The 25548-nt window shown below is 73.9% G+C and carries 18 protein-coding genes and 2 riboswitches; of the genes, 5 read left to right on the forward strand and 13 right to left on the reverse strand.

The features are described from left to right. The 5 genes from AMK25_RS11175 to AMK25_RS11195 form a co-directional block, all read right to left on the reverse strand. A complete protein-coding gene (locus tag AMK25_RS11175) occupies positions 1 to 1248 on the reverse strand; it encodes an alanine racemase (RefSeq protein WP_073828197.1) in 1248 nt (415 codons plus the stop codon). Next, the gene (locus AMK25_RS11180) at positions 1241 to 2740 is read right to left on the reverse strand and encodes a class I adenylate-forming enzyme family protein (protein WP_073828200.1); all 1500 of its coding nucleotides are present in this window, start codon (positions 2738 to 2740) and stop codon (positions 1241 to 1243) included. The genes AMK25_RS11175 and AMK25_RS11180 overlap by 8 nt, the downstream gene beginning before the upstream one ends. Further along, complete coding sequence (locus AMK25_RS11185; RefSeq protein WP_073828203.1) at positions 2737 to 3981, reverse strand: acyl carrier protein; 1245 nt, start codon at positions 3979 to 3981, stop codon at positions 2737 to 2739. The genes AMK25_RS11180 and AMK25_RS11185 overlap by 4 nt, the downstream gene beginning before the upstream one ends. 77 nt (positions 3982 to 4058) lie before the next feature. Next, complete coding sequence (locus tag AMK25_RS11190; RefSeq protein ID WP_073828205.1) at positions 4059 to 5279, reverse strand: inositol-3-phosphate synthase; 1221 nt, start codon at positions 5277 to 5279, stop codon at positions 4059 to 4061. Between the two features lie 39 nt (positions 5280 to 5318). Continuing rightward, a complete protein-coding gene (locus AMK25_RS11195; RefSeq protein WP_241826324.1) occupies positions 5319 to 6593 on the reverse strand; it encodes a DegT/DnrJ/EryC1/StrS family aminotransferase in 1275 nt (424 codons plus the stop codon). A 105-nt stretch (positions 6594 to 6698) separates the two neighbouring features. On the opposite strand from AMK25_RS11195, the gene AMK25_RS11200 reads away from it, so the two are divergent. The 3 genes from AMK25_RS11200 to AMK25_RS11210 are packed head-to-tail and all read left to right on the forward strand — an operon-like array spanning position 6699 to position 10537. Further along, positions 6699 to 7814, forward strand: coding sequence for a glycosyltransferase (locus tag AMK25_RS11200; RefSeq protein WP_241826325.1), 1116 nt, complete (start codon positions 6699 to 6701; stop codon positions 7812 to 7814). A gap of 10 nt (positions 7815 to 7824) precedes the next feature. Further along, positions 7825 to 9264 carry a condensation domain-containing protein gene (locus AMK25_RS11205; RefSeq protein WP_073828209.1) on the forward strand — a complete coding sequence of 480 codons (1440 nt, stop codon included), beginning with the start codon at positions 7825 to 7827 and terminating at the stop codon, positions 9262 to 9264. 37 nt (positions 9265 to 9301) lie between these two features. Continuing rightward, entirely contained in the window at positions 9302 to 10537 is a 1236-nt protein-coding gene (locus tag AMK25_RS11210) for an MFS transporter (RefSeq protein WP_073828212.1), read from the forward strand. A gap of 21 nt (positions 10538 to 10558) precedes the next feature. Here AMK25_RS11210 and AMK25_RS11215 read toward each other — a convergent pair whose 3' ends face one another. Further along, positions 10559 to 11587 carry a ribonucleotide-diphosphate reductase subunit beta gene (locus tag AMK25_RS11215; RefSeq protein WP_073828214.1) on the reverse strand — a complete coding sequence of 343 codons (1029 nt, stop codon included), beginning with the start codon at positions 11585 to 11587 and terminating at the stop codon, positions 10559 to 10561. After that, complete coding sequence (locus tag AMK25_RS11220; RefSeq protein ID WP_073828216.1) at positions 11578 to 13974, reverse strand: ribonucleoside-diphosphate reductase subunit alpha; 2397 nt, start codon at positions 13972 to 13974, stop codon at positions 11578 to 11580. Before AMK25_RS11220 ends, AMK25_RS11215 begins: the two co-directional genes overlap by 10 nt. A gap of 115 nt (positions 13975 to 14089) precedes the next feature. Next, positions 14090 to 14300, reverse strand: a riboswitch (cobalamin riboswitch). A 119-nt stretch (positions 14301 to 14419) separates the two neighbouring features. Between AMK25_RS11220 and AMK25_RS11225 the strand changes: the two genes are divergently transcribed. Beyond that, positions 14420 to 15247, forward strand: coding sequence for a PrsW family intramembrane metalloprotease (locus AMK25_RS11225; protein ID WP_073828219.1), 828 nt, complete (start codon positions 14420 to 14422; stop codon positions 15245 to 15247). A gap of 28 nt (positions 15248 to 15275) precedes the next feature. Here AMK25_RS11225 and AMK25_RS11230 read toward each other — a convergent pair whose 3' ends face one another. From AMK25_RS11230 to AMK25_RS11250, 5 genes are all read right to left on the reverse strand, one after another. Then, positions 15276 to 15761 (reverse strand): LysE family translocator, encoded by a 486-nt coding sequence (locus AMK25_RS11230; RefSeq protein ID WP_241826326.1) that lies wholly within the window; start codon positions 15759 to 15761, stop codon positions 15276 to 15278. Positions 15762 to 15764: 3 nt separating this feature from the next. Beyond that, positions 15765 to 16277: an acyl-CoA thioesterase gene (locus AMK25_RS11235; protein ID WP_073828221.1), complete on the reverse strand. Its 513-nt coding sequence runs from the start codon at positions 16275 to 16277 to the stop codon at positions 15765 to 15767. Between the two features lie 130 nt (positions 16278 to 16407). Further along, positions 16408 to 16615, reverse strand: a riboswitch (cobalamin riboswitch). Between the two features lie 250 nt (positions 16616 to 16865). Then, on the reverse strand, positions 16866 to 17504 hold the full coding sequence (locus tag AMK25_RS11240; protein WP_073828223.1) for a copper resistance CopC family protein: 639 nt from the start codon (positions 17502 to 17504) through the stop codon (positions 16866 to 16868). A 33-nt stretch (positions 17505 to 17537) separates the two neighbouring features. Beyond that, positions 17538 to 18740: a Dyp-type peroxidase gene (locus AMK25_RS11245; protein ID WP_073828637.1), complete on the reverse strand. Its 1203-nt coding sequence runs from the start codon at positions 18738 to 18740 to the stop codon at positions 17538 to 17540. Positions 18741 to 18766: 26 nt separating this feature from the next. Then, entirely contained in the window at positions 18767 to 19339 is a 573-nt protein-coding gene (locus AMK25_RS11250; protein ID WP_073828225.1) for a copper chaperone PCu(A)C, read from the reverse strand. A gap of 215 nt (positions 19340 to 19554) precedes the next feature. Here AMK25_RS11250 and AMK25_RS11255 point away from each other — a divergent pair, with 215 nt between their 5' ends. Continuing rightward, positions 19555 to 19959 carry a Fur family transcriptional regulator gene (locus AMK25_RS11255; protein WP_073828227.1) on the forward strand — a complete coding sequence of 135 codons (405 nt, stop codon included), beginning with the start codon at positions 19555 to 19557 and terminating at the stop codon, positions 19957 to 19959. Between the two features lie 112 nt (positions 19960 to 20071). On the opposite strand, the gene AMK25_RS11260 is transcribed toward AMK25_RS11255, so the two are convergent. Further along, entirely contained in the window at positions 20072 to 25531 is a 5460-nt protein-coding gene (locus AMK25_RS11260; protein ID WP_073828230.1) for an ATP-binding protein, read from the reverse strand. Positions 25532 to 25548: the final 17 nt, after the last annotated feature.

Here is a 25548-nt window from a genome sequence, read left to right on the forward strand (position 1 = left end):
TCACCTTTCTTCTCGTGGTTCGTCAGTGGCTCCCGGCGTGTCGACCGGGTGCCGTGTCAGGGTCAGCCGGGACGTCTCGACGACGCGGTCGCCGTCGCAGACGACCTCGGCCGGCGCCGGGTGGCCGAGGAAGGCCAGCAGGCTCGCCGAGAGCCCGTACGCCCCGACGTTCGGCACGGCGAGCACGTCGCCGGGCCGTACGTCGGGCAGGCTCGCGGCGCGGGCCCAGGTGTCCAGCGGGGTGCACAGCGGTCCGGCGACGATCGCGGCCTCGAGCGGCGCGCCGTCGCGGTCGTCGGCGGCGTGCAGGGTGGGCACGAGCGGCGGTAGCCGGCGCAGGCCGGACATCCCGCCGAGGTGGTTGATGCCGGACTCCAGCACCACCACCGGCGTGCCCTGCGACCGCTTGACGTCCAGCACCCGGGTCAGCAGCGTGCCGGCGGTGGCGGTGAGGAACCGTCCCGACTCGAAGGCGACTTCCGGCGCGCCGTCGCGCCAGCCGGGGAAGAGCCCGTCCAGGGCCGGGCCGACCCGGTCGGCGAGACCGGTCAGGTCCGCGTTGTGGCCGGGCCGGGCGAACGGCGCGCCGAAGCCGCCGCCGAGGTCGAGCAGGGTCAGGTCGATGTCGAGCAGGTCCCGCAGCCGCCGGGCGGTACGCGCCGCGGCGGTGAACTGGGCGACCAGCGCGTCCACCGAGTCGACGTTGCTGCCGGTGTAGAGGTGGAACCCGCGGACCGGGGCCGACGGGCGGGAGCGGAACCGCTGCGGTTCCTGCTCGATCCAGTCGACGTCGGCGCCGAATTGGGACGCGACGCCGGTCATGGTGAGCCCCTGACCCGGGTTGGGCACCCGGTCGTTGACCCGCAGCAGGCACCGCAGTTCCACGCCGTGCGCGACGGCGATCCGGTCGGCCTGGTCCAGGCCCTCGGGGGAGTCGACGGAGAACCAGCGGACACCGGCGCGTACCGCCTCGGCCACCTCGGCGTCGCGCTTGCCGGGTCCGGTGTAGAGCATGCGGTCGCCCGGCACGCCGGCCCGCAGCGCCGCCGCCAGTTCGCCCGGGGAGCAGATCTCCGCGTCGCAGCCGGCGGTGTGCAGCGCCGCCACCAGTGCCGGGTGCGGGTTGGCCTTGAGCGAGTAGAACAGCCGGCTCGGCGCGGGCAGCGCGGCGACCAGGGTGGCGTGGTTGGCGCGTACCCGGGCCAGGTCGTAGCGGTAGGCCGGGGTGTCGAAGGGCAGGTCAGCCATTGTGCTCACCCGCCAGCCGGGCCAGCGCCCGCCGGTCCACCTTGCCGTTGCCGGTGAGCGGCAGGTCGGGCAGCACGACGCAGCGCGCCGGCACTTTCATCTCCTCCAACTGCTCCCGCAGCCGGCGCAGCACGTCGGCGGGGGTGAGCGCGGCCACCACGAACAGCGTCGCGCCGTCGTGGCCGTCGGCCGGCGGCAGCACCCCGGCCGCGGCCACGCCGTCGACCCGGTACGCGGCGGCCTCCACCTCGGTGGCGCTGACCCGGGTGCCCTTCTCCTTGTAGACGTCGTCGCGCCGGCCGGCGAAGTGGACGTACCCGTCGTCGTCCACGTGGCCGTGATCGCCGGTGTGCAGCTGCGGGAAGAGCCCTTGTGCGCGCCGGAACCGCTGTGCGGTCAGCTCCGGCCGCCGCCAGTAGCCGGCCATCACGTGCGGGCCGCGTACCACCAGCTCGCCGGGGACGCCCGGTGGTTGACGCCGCCCCTCGGCGTCCACTGTGAAGATCTCGGTGCCGGGTAGCGCCCGCCCGCAGGCGCCGGGCCGGCGCAGGTCGGCGTCCGGCGGCATGATCGCCGCGCGTTTGCACTCGGTTAGACCGAACATCAGTTGGACGGCCAGGCCGGGCAGCAGCCGGCGCAGGCCGGCCAGCACCTCCGGCGGCATGGCGGCGCCGGTGTTCGTGAGCAGGCGCAGCGGCGGGCGCGGCGCGCCCGCCCGGCCGAGCAGCCGCAGCAGGTTGATCGCCAGCGACGGCACGCAGGGCAGCACCGTGGCGCCGGACTCGACAAGGCTCACCAGCAGGCGGCCACCGGTCTCCGCGCTGTCGCCCAGGCGCAGCCGGGCGCCGGCCACGGTGCTCAGGAAGATCTGGTAGAGGCCGTAGTCGAACGAGGGCGGCAGCAGGACGTGCACCACGTCGTCGGGCCGGTAGCGCAGCTCCGACTGGATCGCCCGGACCGCGAACGTGACCTGGGCGTGCGTGGAGACCACGGCCTTCGGCATTCCGGTGCTGCCGGAGGTGTAGATCAGGCAGACCGGGTCGACGGCCAGCGGGCCCGGCCCGGCCGGCGCGTCGCCGCCGGCCACGGCGGATGCCGCGCGCCGCAGCGCGGCGGCGTCGCGCACCGGGACGCCACGGGCGTGGCACAGGTCGGTGAGCACCCGGTCGTCGGTGAGGACCAGGACCGGTTCCGCGTCGTCCAGCACGTGGGCGAGGGCGACCTCGGGGGCCGGCGTCCGGAGGACGACGAAGACCGCGCCGGTACGGGCGACCGCGTACAGCAGCGCCGGCAGTGTCGCGTCGGCGGGCAGCGCCACCAGCACCCGGTCCCCGCGCCGGACGCCCTGCCCACGCAGCCAGCCGGCCAGGCGCAGGCTGTCGGCCCGCACCTGGCGGTACGTGCGCCCGACGGTCCCGTCCCCGACGGCGGGCGCGTCGGGGCGCGCGCCGGCGGTGCGGTCCAGCAGGTCGTGCAGGAGTTCGGTACTCATCGGGCACCTCCGGTGGCGGCGCCGAACATGGCGCACAGGGAGCCGACGTCGCGCAGGTCGGCCGCGGAGAGCGCGGTGGCCGGAACCTCGACGCCGAGCCGCCGCTCGACCCGGTCGATGACGTCGACCAGCCGGAACGAGTCGAAGCCGGGAAGCTCCCGGAGCACGTCGGTGGTGCGCAGCGTCGAGCCGTCCAGGTCCAGGGTGTCGCCCAGCGCGCCGAACACCGCCGCGCGTACGCCGTCCCCACCTGCCGGGTCCGGCGCGGGCGGCACGGCGTCGTGGCCGGGCGTGGCGGCCGGTCCGGCGATCGACTCCAGCGCGGCGAGGTGGTCGGAGATCAGCGCGCCGAGCGCGTCCACCAGCTCCGGCGCGGCCGGCCGGCCCGCCTGGGCCCGCCGCAGCGCCACGTAGCTGCGCGTGGCGAGCTGCTGCCAGCGGGCTGCCTGCCCGGCCAGCGCGGCGACGGCCTCGGGCCGGACCGCTGCCAGCCAGCGCTCGTGCAGGTCGCGTGCGCGCGCCAGCAGCCAGACGTCGAGCACGAAGCGGTGCAGCCCGGCCACGGTGTCCAGGGCGGCGCCGGTGCGGTCCAGGTAGCGGGCGATCTCCGGGCGGGCCCGGCGGGCCCGGGCGGCGTTGCCGGCGAGCATGGCGGGTACGTCGATCGCCGGCGCCGGGTGTGCCGTCACCGCCAGCGTGTGCGCGCCTCCGCCCAGCGCCGCGTCGAACGTGGCGGTGGGCAGCCGCCACACGCCGGGACGCGCGGGGCCCCAGGCGGTGTCGTTGTGGTAGGCGTCGACCACTGTGACCTGATCCGGTCCGGCGTCGGTGACGAGGAAGCTGTGCCGCATGTGCTCGTGCCCGTGGTAGGGACACCACGGCAGGTCGTACGCGTCGGCGGTGACGTAGAGCGGCTGGCCCGGGGCGCACAGCCGGCGGACCTGCGGGCCGTCGAGCTGCATCCACCGGCCCTCGACCCGCAGGCCCAGCAGGTCGACCGCTTCGGCGGCCCGGTCGTCCGAGGTCGCCTCGACGGAGATCAGAGCGTCCTGATCCCGGGTGCGGAACCCGTACCGGGCGCCGAGGGCGAGGTGGCTGCCGGACCCGTTGGCGTAGTCGGCGAGCAGAGCGAAGCTCGTCTGGAGACAGTCCAGCGCGGTCGCGTGCAGACCGGTCAGGATCGGCGTCCACACCGGATCCGTGCTCGGCCGGTCCGGCGCGTTCGGGACGTGTGGGGACATGGGAGGCTCCTCGATGCGGATACGTGGGGCGGGGCCGCCGGCGCGGGAGTCGCCGCGCCGGCGGCCGGTGAAGAAGGTCAGCTGTCGCCGCGGCCGTCCAGCCCGTTGGCCCAGGCGGCGAGCGCGTGCGCCTGCTCGGCCAGCGCGTGCTCGTCGGTGCCGATCGGGTCCTTGAAGAAGAACCCCAGCTCCTCGATCGGGCCGACGTGCCCGGCGCGGTGCGCCGCGGCGGTCAGCCGGGCCAGGTCGAGCACGAGCGGGGCGGCCAGCGTGGAGTCCACCCCGCTCCAGGTGAGCTGCATGGACATCCGGACGCCGAGGAAGCCCTCGAACGAGACGTGGTCCCAGGCGGTCTTGTGGTCGCCGAGGTCCGGCACGTTGTCGATGTGCAGCGGGGCGGTGACGTCCTCACCGAGCAGCGCGGGCAGCACACCCGACTTCGAGCTGAGCTTGCTGCGGGCGTTGCGCGGGTCCTCCAGCGTCGCGCCGTCACCGCCGCCGAGCAGGTTCACCCCGGCCCAGGAGAGCACATGCAGGGCGCGGCTGGTGAACATCGGCGCCAGGGCGGTGCGCAGCAGCGTCTCCCCGGTCTTGCCGTCGGAGCCGGCGAACGGCACCCGCTCCCGCTGTGCCAGCATCTCCAGCGCGGGCAGCCGGGCCCCGGTGGACGGGGTGAAGTCGACGAAGCCGCAGCCGGCCCGGAACGCCGCGTACGCGACCACCGAGCTGGCCGGCAGCGCCTTGTCGTCCGGGTCGGCCAGGGCGCGGGTCAGCGCGTCCAGGTCGTCGTGCTCGGGCCGGTGGTCGGCCGGCGGCTCGGTCGAGGACACGTTGATGACGACGACCCGGGACAGCCCGTTGCGGGTGCGGAACTCCTCGATGTCGCCGGCCAGCCGCTCGACCACCTCGGCCAGCGGCCCGGTCTCGGTACGCGCGTCGTAGCCGGTGCGCAGGTTCTGCTCGACCTCGGGCAGGCTGCCTCGCACGGCGGCCAGCACCGGTGCCGGGATGACGCCGGAGTCGACGAGCGACTCGGCCTTCTTCTCCAGCGGCGTGTCGACGATGTCGTGCCCGCCGACCACCAGGTCGGTCCAGCTCGCCAGCGGCGCGTCGCGCAGCATGCCGGTGTCGGTGACGCAGCCGGTCGAGTCGGCCATGCCGGCGCGCAGCGCCAGCAGACCGGTGATCGCCGTGGTGGCGACCGAACCGCGGGCGCCGTTGAGCCACACGCCGACGGGTGCGTCCGTGTCGGGGGACGGGGTCGAGGCGTGCGAGGTCTCGTGATGGGTGACGGTCACGGGAAGTTCCCTTCTCTGGTGCGCCGGCGATGGCGCGGATCAGCGGGCGAGCACCTTGGCGACGGCGGCGGCGACGTCGTGCATGTCCTGCTCGGTGCCGAGGAAGGTGCTGTGGTGCGTCTGGACGGTGTGTGCGGCGAGCCATTCGGTGTTCGGGTACGTCCGGTCCCGGTGGATCGCCGCGAAGCGTTCGGCCAGCGGCGCGAGCAGCGGCTTGGTCCACGGCTGCAGCAGCCGGCTGCGGTGCAGCGGCTCGTCGGTGCAGTAGAACCGCCGGCCCAGCTCGGCGGTGAGCGCGGCGGCCACCGCGGCGTTGTCCAGGCCGGCCGGCAGCTCGTCGACGACGATCGTGCCCTCGTAGATCGAGATGCGGGTCTGCTCCGGCGCGGGTTGCAGCAGCCGTACGCCGTCGACTCCGTCGAGCAGGTCGGCGAGCAGCCGGTAGTTGTGGTTGCGCACGTCGTGCTGGTCGTCCAGGACGGCCAGTTGCGCGCAGGCCACGGCGGCGGAGAACTCGTCCAGGCAGAAGTTGGCCCCCTGCACGCCGGCGCTCTCCTCCAGGTCCAGTTCGCCCGGGGGCGTCCGGTCGCCGCGGTAGCGGCGCGAATCGGCCCGCAGCTCCTCGAGCACCGGCGCGAGCGTGTCGTCGTCGGTGACGACGGCCCCGCCCTCACCGCAGGTGAGGACCTTGCCGTGCTGGAAGCTGAAGCAGCCGAGCCGGCCGAGTGAGCCGGCCTGGCGGCCCTGCCAGGTGGCGCCGTGGGCCTGTGCGCAGTCCTCCACGACGGAGATGCCGCGCGGCCGGGTGACCGCGTCGAGTGCCGGCACGTCGGCCATGTTGGAGGCCCAGTGCACGGCGACCACGGCCCGCGGGTCCACGGACAGGTCGAGGTCGTCCGGCCCGACGCAGCCGGTGTCGCGGTCGACGTCGACGAGCACCGGAACCAGGCCGGCGCGCAGCGCGGCGGTGGCGGAGGCGGTCCAGGTCAGCGCCGGTACGAGCACCGTGTCGCCGTAGCCGAGGCCGAGTGATTCCAGGGCCACCACCAGGGCGCTGGACCCGTGGTCGACGGGTACGCAGTGGCGGGTGCCGACGTAGCGGGCGAAGTCGGCGGCGAAGCGGCGCTCGAACAGGACGCCGTCGCCGACGGACGGGCTGCTGATCGCCCACCGGCCGCCGGTCAGCACCGCGGACAGGTTGGCGGCGGCGTCCGGCGCGGGGGTCGGCCAGCGTGGCCATGGGCGGTCCGGCGGGCGGACCGGCCGGCCGCCGTCCACGGCGAGCCGCCGGTCGATGGGGATGGAGGTCGTCATGCCTTCGACCTTGATGCTCATCGATACATCAGCGGTACACACGCGATGTCCGGGGCGGGCGGCGCCGTGTATCGGCGTTGTATCCCGGTGGTCGACTCTCGGTGCATGAGCCGATCCGCATCGCCCGTGGGCGAACCGACCGAACCCCGCGCCGTCACGCGCGGCGTCTCCGTGGTCATCCCGGTCAAGGACCGGGTGGCGGAGATGCGCCGCCAGCTGCGCAGCCTGCGCGACGCCGCCCCGAACTGCCCGGAGCCGGTGGAGGTGGTGGTCGTCGACGACTCGGCACCCGCCGCGGCCGCCGCCCACCGCGCGGCCTGCGCCGAGTACGGCGCCCGCTACGTGCGCGGACCCCGGCACGTCGGGGCCAAACGCAACCTGGGCGTCCGGCACGCCCGCCACGACCTGGTGCTGTTCACCGACTCCGACTGCCGGGTGCCCGCCGACCTGATCACCCGGTACGCGGCCCGGCTGCGCGCCTCGGGCGCCGAGGTCGCCGGCGTCACCGGTCCGGTGCTCGTGGAGCCTGGCGACAGCGCGTTCTTCCGCGTGATGCGCCGCTCCTACCTGCTGCTCGGCGACCTGACCCGGCCGCTGCACTACGAGCGCGTGTCCTGGGGCGCCGGGGCGAACATGGCCGTGAAGCGCGCTGTCTTCGAGGCGGTCGGCGGATTCCCGGAGGATTCCCCGATGCCGCTGGGCGGGGAGGACCTGCACCTCGGGCTGCTCCTCACCGACGCCGGCTACGTGCTGCTCACCGACCCGGACGGCGTGGTCACCCACGACACCGGCGTCGCGGACACGTTCCGCGCGGTCGCCTACCGGTTCACCACGTACGGGCGCTCCGAGCAGTGGCTCTGCCTGGCCCACCCGCACCGGCGCCGGTTCGTGCTCAACACCGCCAGCACGCTCGCCGTGACCGCGCTGGCCGGGCTGCTGACCGCCCGGCGCAGCGGTGGGCGCAGCCTGCTCGCGGTGCCGGCCGTCGCGGCCGCCGTGATCGCCGCGAAGACGCCCGGCCGGCTCGGCGGTGACCGGGGACCGCGCGCGGTGGCCGAGTCGGCGGCCTGCGCGGCCATCGAGACGCTCTTCGACGGGGCCGCGTTCGTCACCTCGCTGCGGCTCGGTCGCCCGGACCTGCTCTTCACCGGCTTCCGCGCACCGGACGAGGCGGACTACCAGCCGATCCAGCCGGTGGCGGCGCCGCCGGTGGCGGCCTGAGGGGGCGGCCGTGGCGACGACGCTGCCGCTGGCCCCCGGCCAGCAGATGATGTGGGAGTTCATGACCGCGCTCGACCCGGCCCACCCCGGCGCCGCCCGGCTCGTGGTGGTGGAGTTCCGCCGGTTGCGGGGCACGCTTCGGGTCGACGTGCTGCGGCAGGCGATGCAGGACGTGGTGGACCGGCACGACGCGCTGCGGATGCGGTTCGACCGCATCGGCGTGGAGCCGGCGGTGCGGATCCTGCCGCACGTGGAGTCCCCGCTGGAGTACGTCGACCTGTCCGGCCTGCCGCCGGCCGAGCAGCAGGCCCGCGTGGAGCGGATCGCGTACGCGCACCGCAACGACGCGTTCGACCCCGGCCGGGCGCCGCTGTGGCGGGCCGCGCTGGTCCGGCTCTCCGCGACCGAGCACGTGCTCGCGCTCTGCTTCTTCCACATGGTCTCCGACGGCTGGTCGTGCCGGGTCGTGGTGGAGGACCTGTGCCACGCGTACACGGCCCGGCTCGGTGAGGCCGACCCGCAGCCGCCGCTCGGCGTGGACTTCACCGCGCTCGCCGCGCTCCAGGAGACGGAGCAGGCCGGGAACGGCGTCGACGCCGCCGCCCGGGCCGCGTACTGGCGGGACCGGCTGCGGCCGGTGGAGCCGTACCAGCTCTTCCCGGCCTCGCCACCGGCGCCGGACGTCGCGCTCAGCGCCGAGGTGGCCACCCGCTTCGCGTTCCCGGCCGAGGTCACCGCGCGGCTGCGACCGGCCGCCCGGCGGGCCCGCACCAGCCCGTACGTGCTGCTGCTCGCCGCGTACCTGGTGCTGCTGGCGCGGCGGGCCGGACGGTCCCGGGTGGTGCTGGGCACCACGACGCTGGGCCGGGAGAGCCCGCTGTCCCGCCGGCTCGTCGGTCAGTTCACGAACAACGTCTACCTGCCGGTCACCGTCGAGCCGGACGCGCCGATGCGCGCGGTGGTCCAGGCCGCGCACGCCTCGCTGGCCGAGGCCGTCGCGCACGCCACCGCGTTCCACCGGGTGGCCCGGTCGGTCCGCCCCGACTTCCCGGCGATCCGCCCCTGGCCGGACAACCACCTGTTCGACGCCTGGTTCCAGTCCGCCGCGTCGGCGTCGCCGGTGCTGCACTGCCCGGACCTGCGGGTGGAGCCGGTCGACATCACCGCCCGGCCCGCGCCCGGCACCCCGCCGCCGGTGGTCGCCGCCGACGTGCCGTCCGAGTGCCTGCCCGTCTGGGTGAAGCGGGGCTCACCGATCGTCGTGGTGGACGACGACCGGGCCGGGGGCGTGGTGATCCGCAACCGGGGCGTCTTCGGCGACGACCTCGTCCGCGGGCTGATCGACGACTACGTCGCTGTGGTGTCGGCACTCGTCACCACTCCCGACCTTCCCCCGGGGCAGGTGCGCCTGCCTGACGGTGCGTGCTTCCTCGACCACGCGATCGGGTAGGAGAGGGACCGGACCGCTCCCAGAGAGGTACGACGATATGACGGACACCTCGACGAACCAGCACACGACGGAGCCGCCCGCGCCGCCCGTGCCACGCGCGGCCGTACGGGCCCGCTGGTCGGTGGTGCTGCTCTTCGTCATCATGGGTCTGGCCATCGGCGGCTGGTCGGCCCGCGTGCCGGACGTCCGCGACGCGGTAGGGGTCGGCAACACCGGCTGGGGCCTGGCGAACATCGCCACGAACGCCGGGGAACTGGTCTCCCTGGTCGTGGTGGCGGTGCTGATCAGCCGGATCAACACCCGCCGGCTGGCGCTGGCCGGGGCGGCGCTGATCCTTGTCAACGCGCCGGTGCTGGCCGCGTCCAGCACAGTGGTGGCGCTGGTCGGCGGCCTCGCGGTCTGGGGCTTCGCGGCCAACCTGCTGGCCACGCCGATGAACGCCCAGTCGGTGGAGGTGCAGAAGCGGTACGGGCGGCCCATCCTGTCCACGTTCCACGCGGGCTTCAGCATCGGCATGCTGGTCGGCGGCCTCTGCGGCACCGGCGCCGCGGCGATCGGGATGTCTCCGTCGGCGCAGATGGCCGTCACCAGCGTCCTGCTGGGCGCGCTGCTGGTCGGCACGCACCGCTGGCTGCCCGACACGCCCCGCCAGGAGACGAAGGACGGCGAGGCGCGGCGCCGGCTGCGTGACCGGTTCACCCCGCAACTGCTGCTGCTAGCGGTGATCGCCTTCCTCGCCTCGTTCATCGAGATGGCCGGCGCCCAGTGGAGCGCGCTGTACGCGACCGAGGTGGCCGGCGCCACGGCGGTGCTCGCCGCGGCCACGTACACCTGTCTCTCGCTGGCTGCGACCGTCGCCCGGCTGTTCGGCGACCGGCTGGCCGGCCGGGTCGGGCGGATCCGCTTCGTCCGGCTGTCCGCGCTCGTCGCGACCGTCGGCGTGGCGCTGCCGGTGGCGTACCCCCATCCGGCGGCGGTGATGGCCGGTTTCGGACTGCTCGGGTTCGGCCTGGCGTGCGTGACCCCGACGGTGCTCGGCTTCGCCGGTGAGCAGCCGGGCCTCACGTCCGGCGAGGGCGTCTCCGTGGTGGCGATGGGCCAGTGGCCGGGCGCGCTGCTCGCGGCGCCGGTGATCGGTCTGCTCGCCGGCGCGCTGGACCTGCGTACCGCGTTCGTGGTGGTGGCCGTGCTGGCGCTCGCCGTCGTGGCGTTGATCGGGCGGGTCCGGGCGGCGGCGCTGCCCGGCGAGAGCCCGGCCCCGCCCCGGCCGTGACGGCCGGGGCGGGGGCGACGGTCAGAAGTCGTCGTCGAACGTGACGCTGCCGGTCACCCCGACCTGGTACGCCGACACCCGCCGCTCGAAGAAGTTCGACAGCTCCTGCACGTCCTGCAACTCCATGAACGCGAACGGGTTGCCGCTGCCGTACATCGGGGCGATGCCGAGCACGGCGAGGCGGCGGTCGGCCACGTGCTGGAGATACTCGCGCATGTCCGCCAGCGACATCCCCGGCACGCCCTGGCCCAGCAGGTCCTCGGCGAAGCTCACCTCGCACTCCACCGCCTCGGCCAGCATCTCCTTCACCTGCCGCTCCATCTCGGCGTCGAACAGGTCCGGCTCCTCGGCCCGTACGGTCTCCACCACGTCGAACGCGAACGCCATGTGCATCGACTCGTCCCGGAACACCCAGTTGGTGCCGGAGGCCAGCCCGTTGAGCAGGCCCCGGGAGCGCAGGAAGTAGACGTAGGCGAACGCGCCGTAGAAGAACAGGCCCTCGATGCAGGCGGCGAAGCAGATCAGGTTGAGCAGGAACGCCCGCCGGTCGTCGCGGGTCCGGAGTTCCCGCAGCTCGAAGATCGAGTCGATCCACCGGAAGCAGAACTCCGCCTTGCGGGCGATCGACGGGATGTTCTCCACCGCCGCGAACGCGGCGAACCGCTCCTTCTCGTCCGGCACGTACGTGTCCAGCAGGTTCAGGTAGAACTGGACGTGCACCGCCTCCTCGAACAGCTGCCGGGACAGGTAGAGCCGGCCCTCCGGGGAGTTGACGTGCTGGTAGAGGTTGAGCACCAGGTTGTTGGCCACGATCGTGTCGCCGGTGGCGAAGAACGCCACGAGCCGCGACACCAGATGCCGTTCGGCCGCCGACAGCTTCGCCAGGTCGGCCAGGTCCGAGTGCAGGTCCACCTCCTCCACCGTCCAGGTGTTCTTGATCGCGTCCTTGAACCGGTCGAAGAAGCGCGGGTAGCGCATCGGCCGCAGGGTCAGGTCCATGCCGGGGTCGAGCAGCATGTGCCGGGTCGGCGCGGTGGTGGTCACTGGCATGCCTCGCAGCTCTCGGGGTTCTCCAGGGAACAGGCCAGCGCCTCGTCGTCACTCACGGCGGAAACCACGCCGGAGACCGGGGCGAGCACCGGCGCGACGGTGGCCTGCTGGATGCGGGTGGCGGGACGGGATCGCAGGTAGTACGTGGTCTTCAGCCCGGCCTTCCAGGCGTACAGGTACATCGAGGAGAGCTTGCCGATGGTCGGCGCGCTCAGGAACAGGTTCAGCGACTGGGACTGGTCGACGAACGGCGCCCGCGCGGCGGCCAGGTCGATCAGCGCCCGCTGCGGCAGCTCCCAGGCGGTGCGGAACAGCTCCCGCACCGGCGCGGGCAGCTCGGTGATGTCCTGCACCGAGCCCTCGGCCCGCTTGATCCGGTCGCGGACCTGCGGCGTCCACAGCCCGCGGGCCTTCAGCTCCCGCACCAGGTACGTGTTGACCTGGAGGAACTCCCCGGACATGGTCTCGCGCTTGAACAGGTTGGACACCTGCGGCTCGACACACTCGTAGCAGCCGGCGATGGAGGCGATGGTGGCGGTCGGCGCGATCGCCACCAGCAGCGAGTTGCGCAGCCCGTGCGCGGCGATCCGCTCCCGCAGCGCCGCCCACCGCCCGGCCTGCGCCGGCTCCGCGCCCCACAGGTCCGGGTGCAGGTCACCCTTGGCGGCCCGGGTTTGCGGGTACGCCGGATGCGGCCCGAACCGCTCGGCCAGCCCGGCGGAGGTCTCCAGCGCGGTCAGCAGGATCTCCTCCTGCACCCGGGTGGACAGCTCCTTCGCCTCGGCGGAGTCGAACGGCAGGCGCAGCGTGAAGAACGCGTCCTGCAGGCCCATCAGGCCGAGCCCGACCGGCCGCCAGCGCGGGTTGGACGCCGCCGCCTGCTCGGCCGGGTAGTAGTTGATGTCGATCACCCGATCGAGGAAGACCACTGCCGTGCGTACCGTGGCGCGCAGCCGCTCCCAGTCCACGCCGTCGGCGGTGACGTGCGCGCCGAGATTCACCGAGCCGAGGTTGCACACGGCGGTCTCGGCGTCGTCGTTGACCTCCAGGATCTCCGTGCACAGGTTGGACAGGTGGATGACGTTGCCCGGCTCACCGGTCTGGTTGGACAGCCGGTTCGCGGCGTCCTTGAACGTCATCCAGCCGTTGCCGGTCTGCGCCAGCGTGCGCATCATCCGCCCGTACAGGTCCCGGGCCCGTACCGTGCGCACCGCGTTCTTCTCGGCCGCCCGGTACGCGGCGTCGAACGCCTCCCCGTACAGGTCGGGCAGCTCCGGGGCGTCCGACGGGTCGACCAGCGACCACTCGCCGTCGGCCTCGACCCGGCGCATGAACTCGTCCGGGATCCAGTTGGCCAGGTTGAGGTTGTGCGTACGCCGCGACTCCTCGCCGGTGTTGTCCCGCAGCTCCAGGAACTCCTCCACGTCCGGGTGCCACGGCTCCAGGTAGACGCAGGCCGCGCCCTTGCGCCGGCCGCCCTGGTTGACCGCCGCCACCCCGGCGTCGAGCGTCTTGAGGAACGGCACGATGCCGTTGGAGCGCCCGTTGGTGCCCCGGATCAGCGCGCCCCGGCCGCGCACCCGCGACCAGGAGATGCCGATGCCGCCGGAGAACTTCGACAGCTTCGCCACCTGGTGGTAACGCTCGTAGATCGAGTCCAGCTCGTCGCGCGGCGAGTCGACCAGGAAGCACGACGACATCTGGGTGTGCCGGGTGCCGGAGTTGAACAGCGTGGGGGAGCTGGGCAGATAGGCCAGGCTGGACATCAGCCGGTAGAAGCCGACCGCCTCGCCCGGGGTGCGGGACAGCCCGCAGGCCACCCGCAGCAGCCAGTACTGCGGCGTCTCCACCACCAGCCGGGACTGCGGGTGCCGCAGCAGGTAGCGGTCCGCCACCGTCCGCAGCCCGAAGTACTCGAACCGGAGGTCACCGGCCGGGTCCACGGCGTCGTCGAGCTTGCGGGCGTGGCGCGAGACGAACGCGGCGGTCTCGTCGCCGATCAGGCCCAGCCCGTGCGCGTACGCGATCGACTGGCTGAAGCTCGCCACCTGCTGCCCGCGTACCTCCTTGTCCACGTACGCGGCCAGCAGCCGCGCCGCGAGCTTCGAGTACTGCGGCTCCTCGCCGATCAGCTCCGCCGCCGTCTGGATCGACAACCGGTCCAGCTCCGCGGTGCTCGCCCCGTCGTAGAGGCCGCTGATCGTCTTCGTGGCCACCCGCAGCGGGTCCACCTCGTCCAGGTCCGCGACCCAGCGCTCGACCGCCCGGACGATCTTGTTGACGTCCACCGGCTCGGTGTCGCCGTCCCGCTTGCGTACCCGCATCGCCAGCCGGCGGGGCTCGGACCCGCCGGCGGTGGACGGGGGATGTTCCTGCACGACAGTCATGACCTCTCCTCGCTGTCACCGTCTGGAGACGGCGGGAGACGCCAACGGGCGCGGCGCACGGCCGGCCCGGCTGCTGGCGTCGGTCGTCCCGCGCGACCTCCGACCGCCGTACGCGGAGGCGCACGGCGCGCTGGCAGGTCTTCGGACTCGCGGGCACGACACGAGGTCGCCTACTGGCCGTCGCTTCCCAGGCCGGTGGCCCAGTGCTGTTGACGGCGGTCGTTCCCACTCACCGCTGCGGGGCAGTCCCGGATTCCCACCGGGTTCCCTCTTGCCTCGGCCCTGCCCGGGAGGGCTCGGCCGAACCAGCTGCGGCACCACCATATATGGCGGTGGGCGATGTCTGGCAACACCAGATGTCGTGTCGGCGTGTCGGATGAATCTCACCGTCCACAGTGCCTACCCCCGATGCCGTCGCTCCCCGCCGGGCGCGATACTGGGCGCTATGGGGAATACCGGACGCCGCTGGGCGTGGGTGGCGGTCCTGCTCGTCGGCGTCGGGCTTCACCTGCTGGTGCTGGAGACGCTGGCCGGCACCGGGACCGTCACGTTCGTGCCGACGCTCATCGTGCTCGGCGCGTCAGTCGCCCCGGCCACGTTCCTGGCCTTCACCCAGGGGCGGCCCGGCCACCGCCGGGTGCCGGGCCCGGTCGTCGGCGTCGCCGCGTTCCTCGGTGGAGTGATCGGCGTCGTCGCCGCCGGCTGGCTGGAGTACGGCACGCTGCACCGGCTCGGAGTCCTGCCGATGGCGTTCGTCGGCCTGGCCGAGGAGGCCGCGAAGCTGATCGTGCCGGCCGGCATCCTGCTGCTCTGGCGGCGGCACCGGTCACCGGCGCAGGGCCTGGTGATCGGGGTGGCCTCCGGCGCCGGGTTCGCCGCGCTGGAGACCATGGGGTACGCGTTCGCCGCGTTCGTCGGGTCGCAGGGCAGCCTCGGCGCGGTCGAGCGGACGCTGCTGGTACGCGGTCTCACCGCGCCCGCCGCGCACCTGGCCTGGACCGGGCTGACCGCCGCCGCGTTGTTCACCTTCGCCGCCGCGCCCGGCGGCCGGAAGCTGGCGGCGTTCCTGCTCACCTTTGCCGCCGCCGTCACGCTGCACACCTGCTGGGACACGTTCGGCACGCAGCCCGCGTACCTGTTCATCGGCGGCGTGTCGCTGGGCTGGGTGCTGCTGCGCCTGCACCTGGACCGCGAGCGGCCGGCCGCCCCGCCCCGGGCGCCGGAGCATGATCCTCACCAGCTCGCCGAGGTGGCGGGGTCGGAGCCCTCCTGATGCCGCCACCCCAGCGTGCTGAAGTCGATCAAGCGGCCTGACCCGTCCCGCCGAGCAGCAACAATTGTGCCGCGACCGGGCCCGCGTCGGGCCGGACGAACTGCGGCAGGAACGCCACGCTGAACAGGATCATCTTCGGGCTGAGCAGGTTCGTGAGCAGCCCGCGCCGGAACGCCCGCCCGGCGCCGCCGTCCGGCCCACCGCCCGCCGGACCGGTACGGCCCCTGCCGCGCAGCGCCCGCACCCCGAGCACGATCAGGTACGCCGCCCCGGCCCACCGGATCGCGGTGAACAGCACCGGGGACGCGGCGATCACCGTGGCGAGCCCGGCCACCACGGCGGCGACGTGCACCGCCTCCCCGGCGGCGACCCCGAGCGCCGCCACCGCCCCGGCCCGCGCGCCGTACCTGGTGGCGTTGGCGAGCACGAACATCATGTCCGGCCCGGGGGTGAGCATGAGCACCACGATCGCGGCCAGGTAACCCGCGAGCGTGGTGGCCGACAGTCCGAGCACGCCTCAGCCCTCCTCGACGCCGTCGAGCAGCGCCCGGCGCAGCGCCAGCCGGTGTTCGCGCCGGATCTGCGCCTCCCGGTAGCGCCGCCGGTCGCCGTCGGTGCCGGGCAGCAGCGGCGGCACCGGCCGGGGCTGGCCCTCGTCGTCCACCGCCACCATCACCAGGTGCGCTGTCGCCACGTCCACCGGTGGCACCGCACGGTCCCAGCGGTCCGCGCTGACCTTCACGGCCACCTCCATCGAGCTGCGGCCGGCCCAGGTGATCCGGGCGTCCACGTGGACCACGTCGCCGACGCGTACCGCGCGCAGGAAGGCCGTCTCGTCGATCGCGGCGGTGACGGCCGGTCCGTCGGAGTGGCGGGCGGCGACCACCCCGGCGACCGAGTCGATCAGGTTGAGGATCCGGCCGCCGTGCACCGTACCCATGAGGTTGGTGTGGTGCTGGTCCATGATCTGCGACAGGGTCAGGTGCGAGGCCGACGGTGGTCGGCCGGTGAGGGTGATGGCATCGGTCATCGTGCGGTTCCGTCCTACGCAGAAGCGGACCGCCGACCGGACGGGGTGTGCACGTCGAGGCACGCCGACGGCTCCCGCCCGGCGTGTCACCCGCCCGACCCACCCGCGAGGTCGACGGCAGCGCGCACCGGTGGTACGCGCGACGCGGGCAGGTCTTCGGACTCGCGGGCCTGACACGAGGTCGCCTACTGGCCGTCGCTTCCCAGGCCGGTGGCCCAGTGCTGTTGACGGCGGTCGTTCCCACTCACCGCTGCGGGGCAGTCCCGGACTTCCACCGGGTTCCCTCTTACGACACCCGGCCGTCGCCGACCGGGTGAACCAGCGCTGCCGGCAGCCTAACCCAGCCCCGACCCGCCCTCGCCGGGACCCGCGTTCCGCCCTGCCCCGCAGTGCCCCCGCCCGTCCCACTCCGGCGCACCCGTTGCCGGCCCGCAGGCGCAGTCCGCATAGCAGGACGGCTCTCTCGCCTGTCAGGAAGGCCCGAGATCTTGGAAGGAATGCGCCCCTATGGGGGCCGTTTCGTACCAAGATCTCCGGGCGGACCAGCGTAAGCGGGTGACGGGTCAGCCCGCGTCGGCGGGTGATGCGTCAGGAAGGGCGGCGACGGCGCAGCAACAGTGCGACCACGGCGGCTGCTGCCACCGCGGCGGCCGCTCCGCCGACCAGGAGTCCCACCGGCAGACCGCCGTCGTCGGCGCCCGTCGAGGCGTCGGCGCTCGCCGGAGAGGCGTCCGCACCTGCCGAAGCGCCTGCCGGAGCGCCCGCCGAAGCGCCTGCCGACGTGCCAGCCGGAGCGGATGTGCCCGCCGAAGCGTCTGCGGTCGGTGACGGGACGGCCGCCGGGGGAGCGGCCGGGTCGGCGACAGTGAAGCGGTACGAGCCCTGGACCGGGTGGCCGTCGCGGGAGACCACCCGGTAGGCGACCGTGTAGGTGCCGTTGCCCAGCGGCTCCTCGATCGTCACCGTGCCGGTGGCGCCGTCCACGGCGGGCGCGCTGGCGGGCACCGGACGCTCGGCGGCGTCGCGCAGCGTGATGGTGGTGAAGGCCGGGTTCAGCCGTTGCATGAACCGCAGCGTCACCTGCGTGGGCGCGGTGGTGAGCCGGGCGTCGCGCGCCGGTGTGGCCTCCTGCAGCGAGTTGTGCGCCGCGGCGGGCGTGGCCGGGACCAGCAGCAGCGCCGCGGTGAACAGCGCGGCGAGGAGTGCGGGGACGGTACGGGTACGCATGGCGCGCCTTCCTGGTCGTGGTCAGCGTCGTGGTCAGCCGAGCAACTGCTGGCCGATCCAGCCGCCCTCGGGGCAGCCGGGCGGTACGGCGAACGCGGCGGAGCCGATCGGGGTGGTCCACTCGTTGAGCAGGTCCTGTTCGGCCAGCCGCCGCTGGATGGGCAGGAACTGCCGGGCGATGTCGGCCTGGTACGCGGCGAAGACGAGCCCGCTGTCCGCGTGTCCCTCGGCGGTCGGCGCGCCGTCGTAGTTGTAGGGCCGGCGCAGGATCTTCTGCCGGTCGTCGGTGACGCGTGCCCGGGTCAGGTGCGAGAAGTCGGGGATCACGGTGAGCCCGTCCGGCCCGAGCGCGGCGAAGTCCGGCTCGTCGTGCTCCGCCTGGCCGGTGAGAGGCGCGCCGGTGTCGAGGCGCCGCCCCACCGCGAGTTCCCGGTCGGCGCGGCCGAGCAGGTCCCAGGTCTCCAGGTTCATGCTGATCCGGCGTACCACCAGGGCGGTGGAGTCGCGCAGCCAGTCCGGTCCGTCGCTCACCCAGACGGCGGTGTCGGCCGGTGCGCCGGGCTTCGGGTTGGCGGTGCCGTCGAGCTGGCCGAACAGGTTGCGCTGGGTGCGCCCCGGTTCGGCGCCGGCGGCCCGGCGGAAGCCCTGCTGCACCCAGCGGACGGTGGCGAACGGGCGGCTGTCCTTGGTCAGGACCCGCTGGGCGTGGGCGACGGTGAGCGGGTCGTCGGCGCAGATCTGCAGCAGCAGGTCCCCGCCGGACCAGCGCGGCTGCAACCGGTCGATGCGGAACGCCGGCAGGTCCGCCACCGACGCGGGCCGCCGGTCGTCGAGCCCGGCGGCGGTGTAGAGCCCGGGACCGAAGCCGAACGTGACCGTCAGCCGGGCCGGGAGCAGGCCCAGTTCCGGTTCGGTGTCGGCGAGCGCCGGGCGGCCCTGGGTGAGGCGGGCGGCGTCGTCGGAGAGCAGCCGCAGCATCCGGCCGAGCGCGGCCCGGTCGGTGCCCGGGCGCAGCGTGAACGCGACGAACGCGGCGTGTGCCTGCGGCTCGGTGGTGACACCCGACTGGCGCGCGCCGTGGAACGGCTCGACAGCGCTGCCGACGTGGGCCACCGGAGCGGGTTCGGCTGCGCGTACCCCGGGATCGCCGGAACGGGCGGCGGCGAGCGCGCCGGCGCCGGCCAGTGCGCCCCCGGCGGCGACCGCGCCGCCGGTGAGCAGGCCACGCCGGCTCATCCGGCGGGCGGGTGCGGTGGTCTCGGTCATGACGCTTCAGTGGCGCCGTGTCCGGGCGCGTACGACTCCTGGGCGCCGGTGAACGGCTTCGCCACGGCGGTGAACGTCTGGGTGCGGCCGTCGGCGAAGGTGAGCGTGATGTCGAGCTGGTCACCGGGGCGCACGGGCCGGGTCAGGTCCATCAGCATGAGGTGGTCGCCGCCGGGCTCCAGAGCGGCCTGGGAGCGGGCCTTGACCACGACGCCGCCCTGCTTGGCCTGCATGACCATCTTCCCGTTCTTCATCGCCATCTCGTGCAGCTCGGCCCGGGAGACGTCGGTGCTCACGCCGGTGATAGTGACGTCGGTGTCGCTGTCGTTGACGAGCGTGCCGAAGGCGGCGGTCATGCCCTTGTCGGCGGCCTTCACCCACGGGTCGCGGATCGTGAGCACGCCCGCCGCCGCGCTCGCCGGGGCAGGCGCCGACGCCGACGGCGTGGCAGTGGGCGTGGCCGTGGGCGTGGCGTCGGCGGAGCCGCAGGCGGCGACGGACGCGGCCAGCACGGCGGCGCCGATCAGGGCCGCCGGGCGCAGGAACCGGCGGCTGGTGGTGCTGGGCATGACGTCGTCCCCTCGAAGATCCGGTGTTCGTACCGTTGGTCGGGGCGGTACGGCGGATAGTTCCGGCCGGGGGAGTCGGTCGTGTCACACGCCGTCCGGGATCACGGCGGCCGGGGACCGGGGTGCGCGCGGAAGGCATAATGGTTCCGGGTGTCACGTGGCGCGCCGGGCGCGGCCGTGGCCGGAGAGGGCGCCCGGACGAGGGAGGGCGGACGGTGACCCAGGCGACGACCGGGGCGACCCGCAACACCCGCCAGCGCGCCGAGGTGCTGGCGCTGCTACGGGAGCTGGACGGCTTCCACAGCGCGCAGCAGCTGCACCAGATGCTCGTGCAGCGGCAGGCGAAGGTGGGCCTGACAACCGTCTACCGGACGTTGCAGCTGCTTGTCGACAACGGCGAGATCGACTCGGCGCGGCTGCCCGGCGGCGAGCACCTGTACCGGCGGTGCAGCCAGAGCCGCCATCACCACCACCTGGTCTGCCGCCGCTGCGGCCGGGCGGTGGAGGTGGCCGGCCCGGCCGTGGAGCGGTGGGCAGACCAGGTCGCCGCGCAGCACGGCTTCACCGACGTCGGGCACACCCTGGAGATCTTCGGCACCTGCGACCGCTGCGCCGCCTGACCCGCATCGGGCGAACACGGTTTCCATTATCAAACAGGCGTCCCGCCCCACCGGGGGACGCGAAACGGCGGACGGACCCGAAGGCCCGCCCGCCGTCCATGTGTGGAACGTGTCAGCGCAGGTGCGCCTCGATCGCCTCGATGACCCGGGGTCGCAGCTCGGCGGCGCGGATCACCGCGTCGACCGAGCCGACCTCGACCGCCCGCTGGATGCTGTGCACCCGGTCGAACTCGGCGGCCACCTCGCCCAGCTTCTCCGCCCGCACCGATGCGCGCAGCTCGTCCAGCTCCGCGCTGAGCGTGGCCCGCCCGGTGCCGGTGGCGGACGCGACCCGGCCCTCCAGCTCGCGTACCCGGGGATCGGCAGCGGTACGGGCGGCGACCTCACCGGCGAAGACCACGGCGGCGGCCGGCGCGCCGCCCAGCACCGAGGCGTACGACCCCTCGATCGCCAGCACTGTCATGTCCGGGTTGAGCGCCTTGGAGAAGACCACGAACGCGCCGCCGTGATAGCGCGAGATCACGCAGAACACGATCGGGCCGCGGAAGTTGACGATCGCCCGGCCGATCTCCGCGCCGTACTCCAGTTGCAGCTTGCGCATCGACTCCGGTGAGCCGTCGAAGCCGGAGAGGTTCGCGAGCACGACGAGCGGCCGGTTGCCGCTGGCCGCGTTGATCGCCCGCGCGGCCTTCTTCGACGAGCGCGGGAACAGCGTGCCCGCGGTGTAGGTGTCCGGGCCGTCGGTGGGCGGGAAGCCGTGCCGGGGCACCGAGCGGGACTCGATGCCGAGCAGGCACACCGGGATGCCGCCGAGGTGCACGTCCTGCACCACAGCCGTCTCCGCGTCGGCCATGCCGGCCCACCGCTCCAGCACCGGGTGGTCCTGGTCCGCGAGGGCCCGCATCACGGTACGGATGTCGAACGGCTTCTTGCGGTCCGGGTTCGCGGTGGCGGAGAAGACCTCGCCCACCGTGGCGAAGTCGCTGCCGGCCACCGCGTGCGGGTAGCCGCAGATGTCCCGGTCCACCGGGTCCATGGTGACCGTCCGGCGCGGCGCGTGCTCGCCCGGCACGACGTACGTGTGGTCGTAGTGCGCCATCAGCACGTCCCGCGCGCCCGGCAGGTCCGGCGCCCAGTACTGCGCCTGCCCGTTCGGGCCCATCACCCGGTCGTAGCCGCCGATGCCGAAGTTGTCCTCGGCGGACACGCCGCCGGAGAAGTCGAGCGACTGCTTGCCGGTGAGCACCATCGCCGAGTCGGGCGTCATGACCAGCACGCCCTTGGTGTGCATGAGCATCGTCGCCTCGGCGTTCCAGTACGGCTGGGCGCCGACGTTGATGCCCGCGACCACGATGTTGATCTCGCCGCCGTCCTGGGTGAACTCGACGATGCGCTTGAGTGCCGCGGCCACCCAGTCCATGTTCTCGGTGCCGGAGGTCATCGAGATGCGGGCGCCGGCGCTCAGCGCGTACCACTCCAGCGGCACGCCCATCCGCTGCGCCAGGTCCAGCGCGGCGATCACCCGCCGGCACTCCGGCTCGGACAGCGCGCCCAGCGACTTGGTCGGGTCCCCGAGCAGCACCACCCGGGTCACGCCCTGCGGGTGCCGGGGCGTCGGGGTGGTGACCACGCCGGCCACGATCGCCGCGCTGTTGCGGCCCTTGGGCCGGTCCACCGGCACCAACCGGTGGTCGGCGTCCAGGTCGTGCTCGACGAAGTCGCCCAGCAGCCCGGTCAGCTCGTACGGGTAGACGGTGTTGCGGCTGGCCGCCCGCAGAACCTTCAGCCGGTACTCGTCCAGCGGCTCGACCGGCTCGCTCGGCGGCTCACCCATGTCGAGCCGGGCGCGCCCGGTGACGTCGAAGGTGATCCGCACGCCGACCTTGGTCAGCTCGCCGGTACGGCGGTCGCGCTGGCGCGCGATGAACAGGATCTCCTCCAGCTCCGCGCCGACAGTGGTGGGGCGTACCCGCCCGGCGATCAGCTCCATCTCCTCGCGGGTCAGCTCGCTCGGCGGCCACACGTAGATGACGATCCGGTTGGTCGGGAACCGTGCCTTCGACGGCCGCCGCGACTGCGCCCGGCGGATCGAGTCGATGCAGGCCGCCACCGTGTCCTCGGTGGTCGGCAGCGAGACCAGGCGGCCGTCCTGCTCGCGCAGCCCGGTCAGGTCGCGTACCTGCGCGAGCGCGACCAGCCGCTGGTCGGCCGGGTTCTGCCGGGCCACCGCCTGGAACAGGTAGACCTCCTCGTCCAGCGACGGCAGGCGGGTCAGGTCGAACTCGCGCAGCCGTTCCAGCTGCATCCGCTGCGCGATGTACGGGTGCAGGCCGCGGATCAGGCGCTCCTCGGCCATCCCGTCCTCGCCGGGACGGAACGTGAAGTGGTGGTGCATCACCGCGCCGCCGCGCCCGGCGACGGTGGTGGTGATCCGGCGTACGCCCGCCGGCAGCGGGTGCGCGTTCAGCACGTCGAGCAGCGCGGCGGCGGTGGCGTCGAAGTCCTCGGGCTGGTTCTCCCAGGACAGGTAGACGTCGGCGTCGACGGCGTCGCGGTCTCCGGCCACCTCGGCCAGCCCGCGCAGCGCGTCGCCGAGCGCGTCGAACCGCACCGCCGCGGACACGACGCTCGACCCGTCCCGCCCGGCCACCACGAACGTGCAGCCACCGGCGGTACGGGTGCTGACCTCGTGGAGCGCCTTGTTGCCGTAGTACCGGCGGGTCAGCACCTCCAGCATCGTCGCGTTGTCCAGGTCGTCGCGGACCAGGCGCTGCCCGAGCAGCCGGACCAGCGGCTCGGTGCTGCGTACCATCTCGGCGACCCGCTCGGCGCGGTCCGGCGCGTCCGGGTGCGCGTCGAGGTGCCGCAGGTTCGCGCGGACCCGCGCGTAGACCCGGGCCCGGTTGCGGCGCAGCAGCGGCTGGGCGAACCAGGCGAACACCACGCCCCGGGCCAGGTCGGCGACGACCGGGAAGCGCACCTGGGTGGCCGCGACGAGGCGCTCCAGGGTGAGGCCGGCGGGCTCGCGCAGCGCCTCGTCCGGCGGCGGCTCGCGCAGCCACGAGCGCAGCAGCGCGGCGATCACCGTGGCGTCCACGGCGGCCCGCTGCTGGGCCAGGAAGATCCGGAAGACCGCGGCCTCCAGCTCGGGGGAGCGGTCCAGTTCGGTGACGCCGTAGTGGGCGAGCGCCTTCGACAGCCGGGCCCGGAACGACTCCGGGGAACCGGCCCGCTCGACGTCGAGACTCTGCAGGTAGGTGTGAAAGTACTCGCGTGCGCTGTGCACGTGCCCGGCCGGCCCGTCGTCGCCGGGGCGGTTGCGGCTCAGCTCGGCCAGGTCGGCGAAGACGCCGACCAGCTCCAGCTCCTCGGCCAGCGGCCGGTGTCCCGCCTCGGTGGCGGCGCGCCGCGCGTCCAGGTAGTCGTCGAGCACCCGGCGCTCGTCGTGCGGGTCGACGTCGTACCCGAGCAGCAGCGCGCACAGGTCCTCCTGGCCGCGCTCGGCCCGGGACCGCGCCGGCACGTCCGCCGGGGCCACCGGCAGGTCCAGCTCGACAGCGGGACCGGCCGGGCCGTCGGCCGCCTCGGCGCCGGACTCCGCGAGCGGCTCCAGGCGCAGCAGCGGCGCGCCCGCCTCCACCTGGGTGCCGACCTGAACCGACGACTCCTTGAGGCGGGCCCGGAACGGCGCGCGCAGCACCGTCTCCATCTTCATCGCCTCCAGCACCAGCACCGGCGCGCCGGCCTCGACCTCCGCGCCGACCGCAAGTGGCGTGGCGACCACCAGCGCCGGCATGGGGGAGCGCACCACGCCGCCCTCGTCGCGGCTGATCCGGTGCGTCACGCCGTCGACCTCGACCAGGTGCACCGGGCCGTGGGTGTCGGTGAGCAGGCGGAACCGGGCGCCGTTGACGGCGATCTGGCCGGTGTGCCGGTCGAAGCGGTCCAGCTCGACGTCGGCGGTGCGCACGTCGCCTGCGGCCTCGACGCCGACCCGGAACCGGTGCGCGCCGACCCGGGCCACCCGCATCCGGTAGGTCACGCCGCGCAGCTTCAGGTCCAGCGGCCGGCCGCTGCGGTGCTGCACCTGCGGGCGTCCACCGGCGGCGGTGGACAGCAGCCGCTGCCGTTCGGCGGTCTCGTCCTCCTCGTACGCCTCGATCGCGGCGGCGGCGAGCGCGACGGCGGAGTGCCGGTGCGCGATCAGCCGGCCCTCGCCGCGTACCCGGTCGATCCAGCCGGTGTCCGCGCTGGCGTCGATGACCTCGGGCTGGTCGAGCAGGTCGAGCACGAAGCTCTTGTTCGTGGCGCCACCGGCGATGACCACAGTGGTGTTCGCCATCGCCCGGCGCAGGCGCCCCAGCGCCTCGTCCCGGTCCCGGCCGTACGCGATGATCTTGGCGATCATGGAGTCGAAGTCGGCCGGGATGGTGTCGCCCTCGCTGACCCCGGTGTCCACCCGGATACCCGGCCCGGCGGGCAGGTCCAGCCGGGTGATCCGGCCGGGGGAGGGCGCGAAGTCGCGGTCCGGGTCCTCGGCGTTGAGCCGCGCCTCGATCGCGTGCCCGCGCTCGACCGGCGGCTCACCGGTGAGCCGGCCGCCGCCGGCCACGTGCAACTGCGCCTTGACCAGGTCGAACCCGGTGGTCGCCTCGGTGATCGGGTGCTCGACCTGGAGGCGCGTGTTCACTTCCAGGAAGGCGAACAGCCGGTCGCCCGGGTGGTAGAGGAACTCGACAGTCGCCGCGCCCCGGTAGGCGACCGCCACCGCCAGGCGCTCCGCCGACGTCTTCAGCTCCGCCGCCTGCTCCGGGGCGAGCACCGGTGACGCGGACTCCTCGATCACCTTCTGGTTGCGCCGCTGGACCGAGCAGTCCCGTACCCCGAGCGCCCAGGCGGTGCCCTGACCGTCGGCGATCACCTGCACCTCGACGTGCCGGGCGCCGGTCACCAGGCGCTCCAGGAACACCACGCCGCTGCCGAACGCCCGCGCCGCCTCCTGGCTGGTGCGCTCGTAGGCGTCGGCCAGCTCGGCGTCGCTGCGGATCACCCGGATGCCGCGCCCGCCGCCACCCGCCGTGGCCTTGAGCATCAGCGGGTAGCCGATCGAGGCCGCCGCGCGCAGCGCGTCCTCCAGGCTCTCCACCGCGCCGCGGCTCCACGGCGCGACCGGCACGCCGACCTCCTCGGCGATCAGCTTCGCGCCGATCTTGTCGCCGAGCTTGCGCATGGCGTCCGGGCTGGGCCCGACGAACGTCACGCCGATCTTCTCGCACAGCTCGGCGAACGCCGGGTCCTCGGCCACGAAGCCCCAGCCCACCCAGGCGGCGTCCGCGCCGGTCTCCACCAGCGCGCGCTCCAGCGCCTTGAGATCGAGGTACGGGCGGGCGGACGCGGGGCCCAGGTCGTAGGCGACGTCCGCCTCGCGGACGAAGGTGGCGGTGCGGTCGACGTCGGTGTAGAGCGCGACGGTCTCGATCCAGGTGCCGGTCTCCGCGGCCAGTTCCCGGACCGCGTGGATGAGCCGCATCGCGGCCTCACCACGGTTGACGATGGCGACACGGCTGAACACGTGACCGTCCCCTTCGG

Source organism: Micromonospora sp. TSRI0369 (assembly GCF_001905625.1).
Taxonomy (GTDB): Bacteria; Actinomycetota; Actinomycetes; order Mycobacteriales; family Micromonosporaceae; genus Micromonospora; species Micromonospora echinospora_A.

What these genes read in the sequence shown, in the direction of transcription:
- AMK25_RS11175 (WP_073828197.1), bottom strand. Translation starts at nt 1,248, where the DNA reads ATGGCTGACCTGCCCTTCGACACCCCGGCCTACCGCTACGACCTGGCC.
- AMK25_RS11180 (WP_073828200.1), bottom strand. Translation starts at nt 2,740, where the DNA reads ATGAGTACCGAACTCCTGCACGACCTGCTGGACCGCACCGCCGGCGCG.
- AMK25_RS11185 (WP_073828203.1), bottom strand. Translation starts at nt 3,981, where the DNA reads ATGTCCCCACACGTCCCGAACGCGCCGGACCGGCCGAGCACGGATCCG.
- AMK25_RS11195 (WP_241826324.1), bottom strand. Translation starts at nt 6,593, where the DNA reads ATGACGACCTCCATCCCCATCGACCGGCGGCTCGCCGTGGACGGCGGC.
- AMK25_RS11200 (WP_241826325.1), top strand. Translation starts at nt 6,699, where the DNA reads ATGAGCCGATCCGCATCGCCCGTGGGCGAACCGACCGAACCCCGCGCC.
- AMK25_RS11210 (WP_073828212.1), top strand. Translation starts at nt 9,302, where the DNA reads ATGACGGACACCTCGACGAACCAGCACACGACGGAGCCGCCCGCGCCG.
- AMK25_RS11215 (WP_073828214.1), bottom strand. Translation starts at nt 11,587, where the DNA reads ATGCCAGTGACCACCACCGCGCCGACCCGGCACATGCTGCTCGACCCC.
- AMK25_RS11220 (WP_073828216.1), bottom strand. Translation starts at nt 13,974, where the DNA reads ATGACTGTCGTGCAGGAACATCCCCCGTCCACCGCCGGCGGGTCCGAG.
- AMK25_RS11225 (WP_073828219.1), top strand. Translation starts at nt 14,420, where the DNA reads ATGGGGAATACCGGACGCCGCTGGGCGTGGGTGGCGGTCCTGCTCGTC.
- AMK25_RS11235 (WP_073828221.1), bottom strand. Translation starts at nt 16,277, where the DNA reads ATGACCGATGCCATCACCCTCACCGGCCGACCACCGTCGGCCTCGCAC.
- AMK25_RS11240 (WP_073828223.1), bottom strand. Translation starts at nt 17,504, where the DNA reads ATGCGTACCCGTACCGTCCCCGCACTCCTCGCCGCGCTGTTCACCGCG.
- AMK25_RS11245 (WP_073828637.1), bottom strand. Translation starts at nt 18,740, where the DNA reads ATGAGCCGGCGTGGCCTGCTCACCGGCGGCGCGGTCGCCGCCGGGGGC.
- AMK25_RS11250 (WP_073828225.1), bottom strand. Translation starts at nt 19,339, where the DNA reads ATGCCCAGCACCACCAGCCGCCGGTTCCTGCGCCCGGCGGCCCTGATC.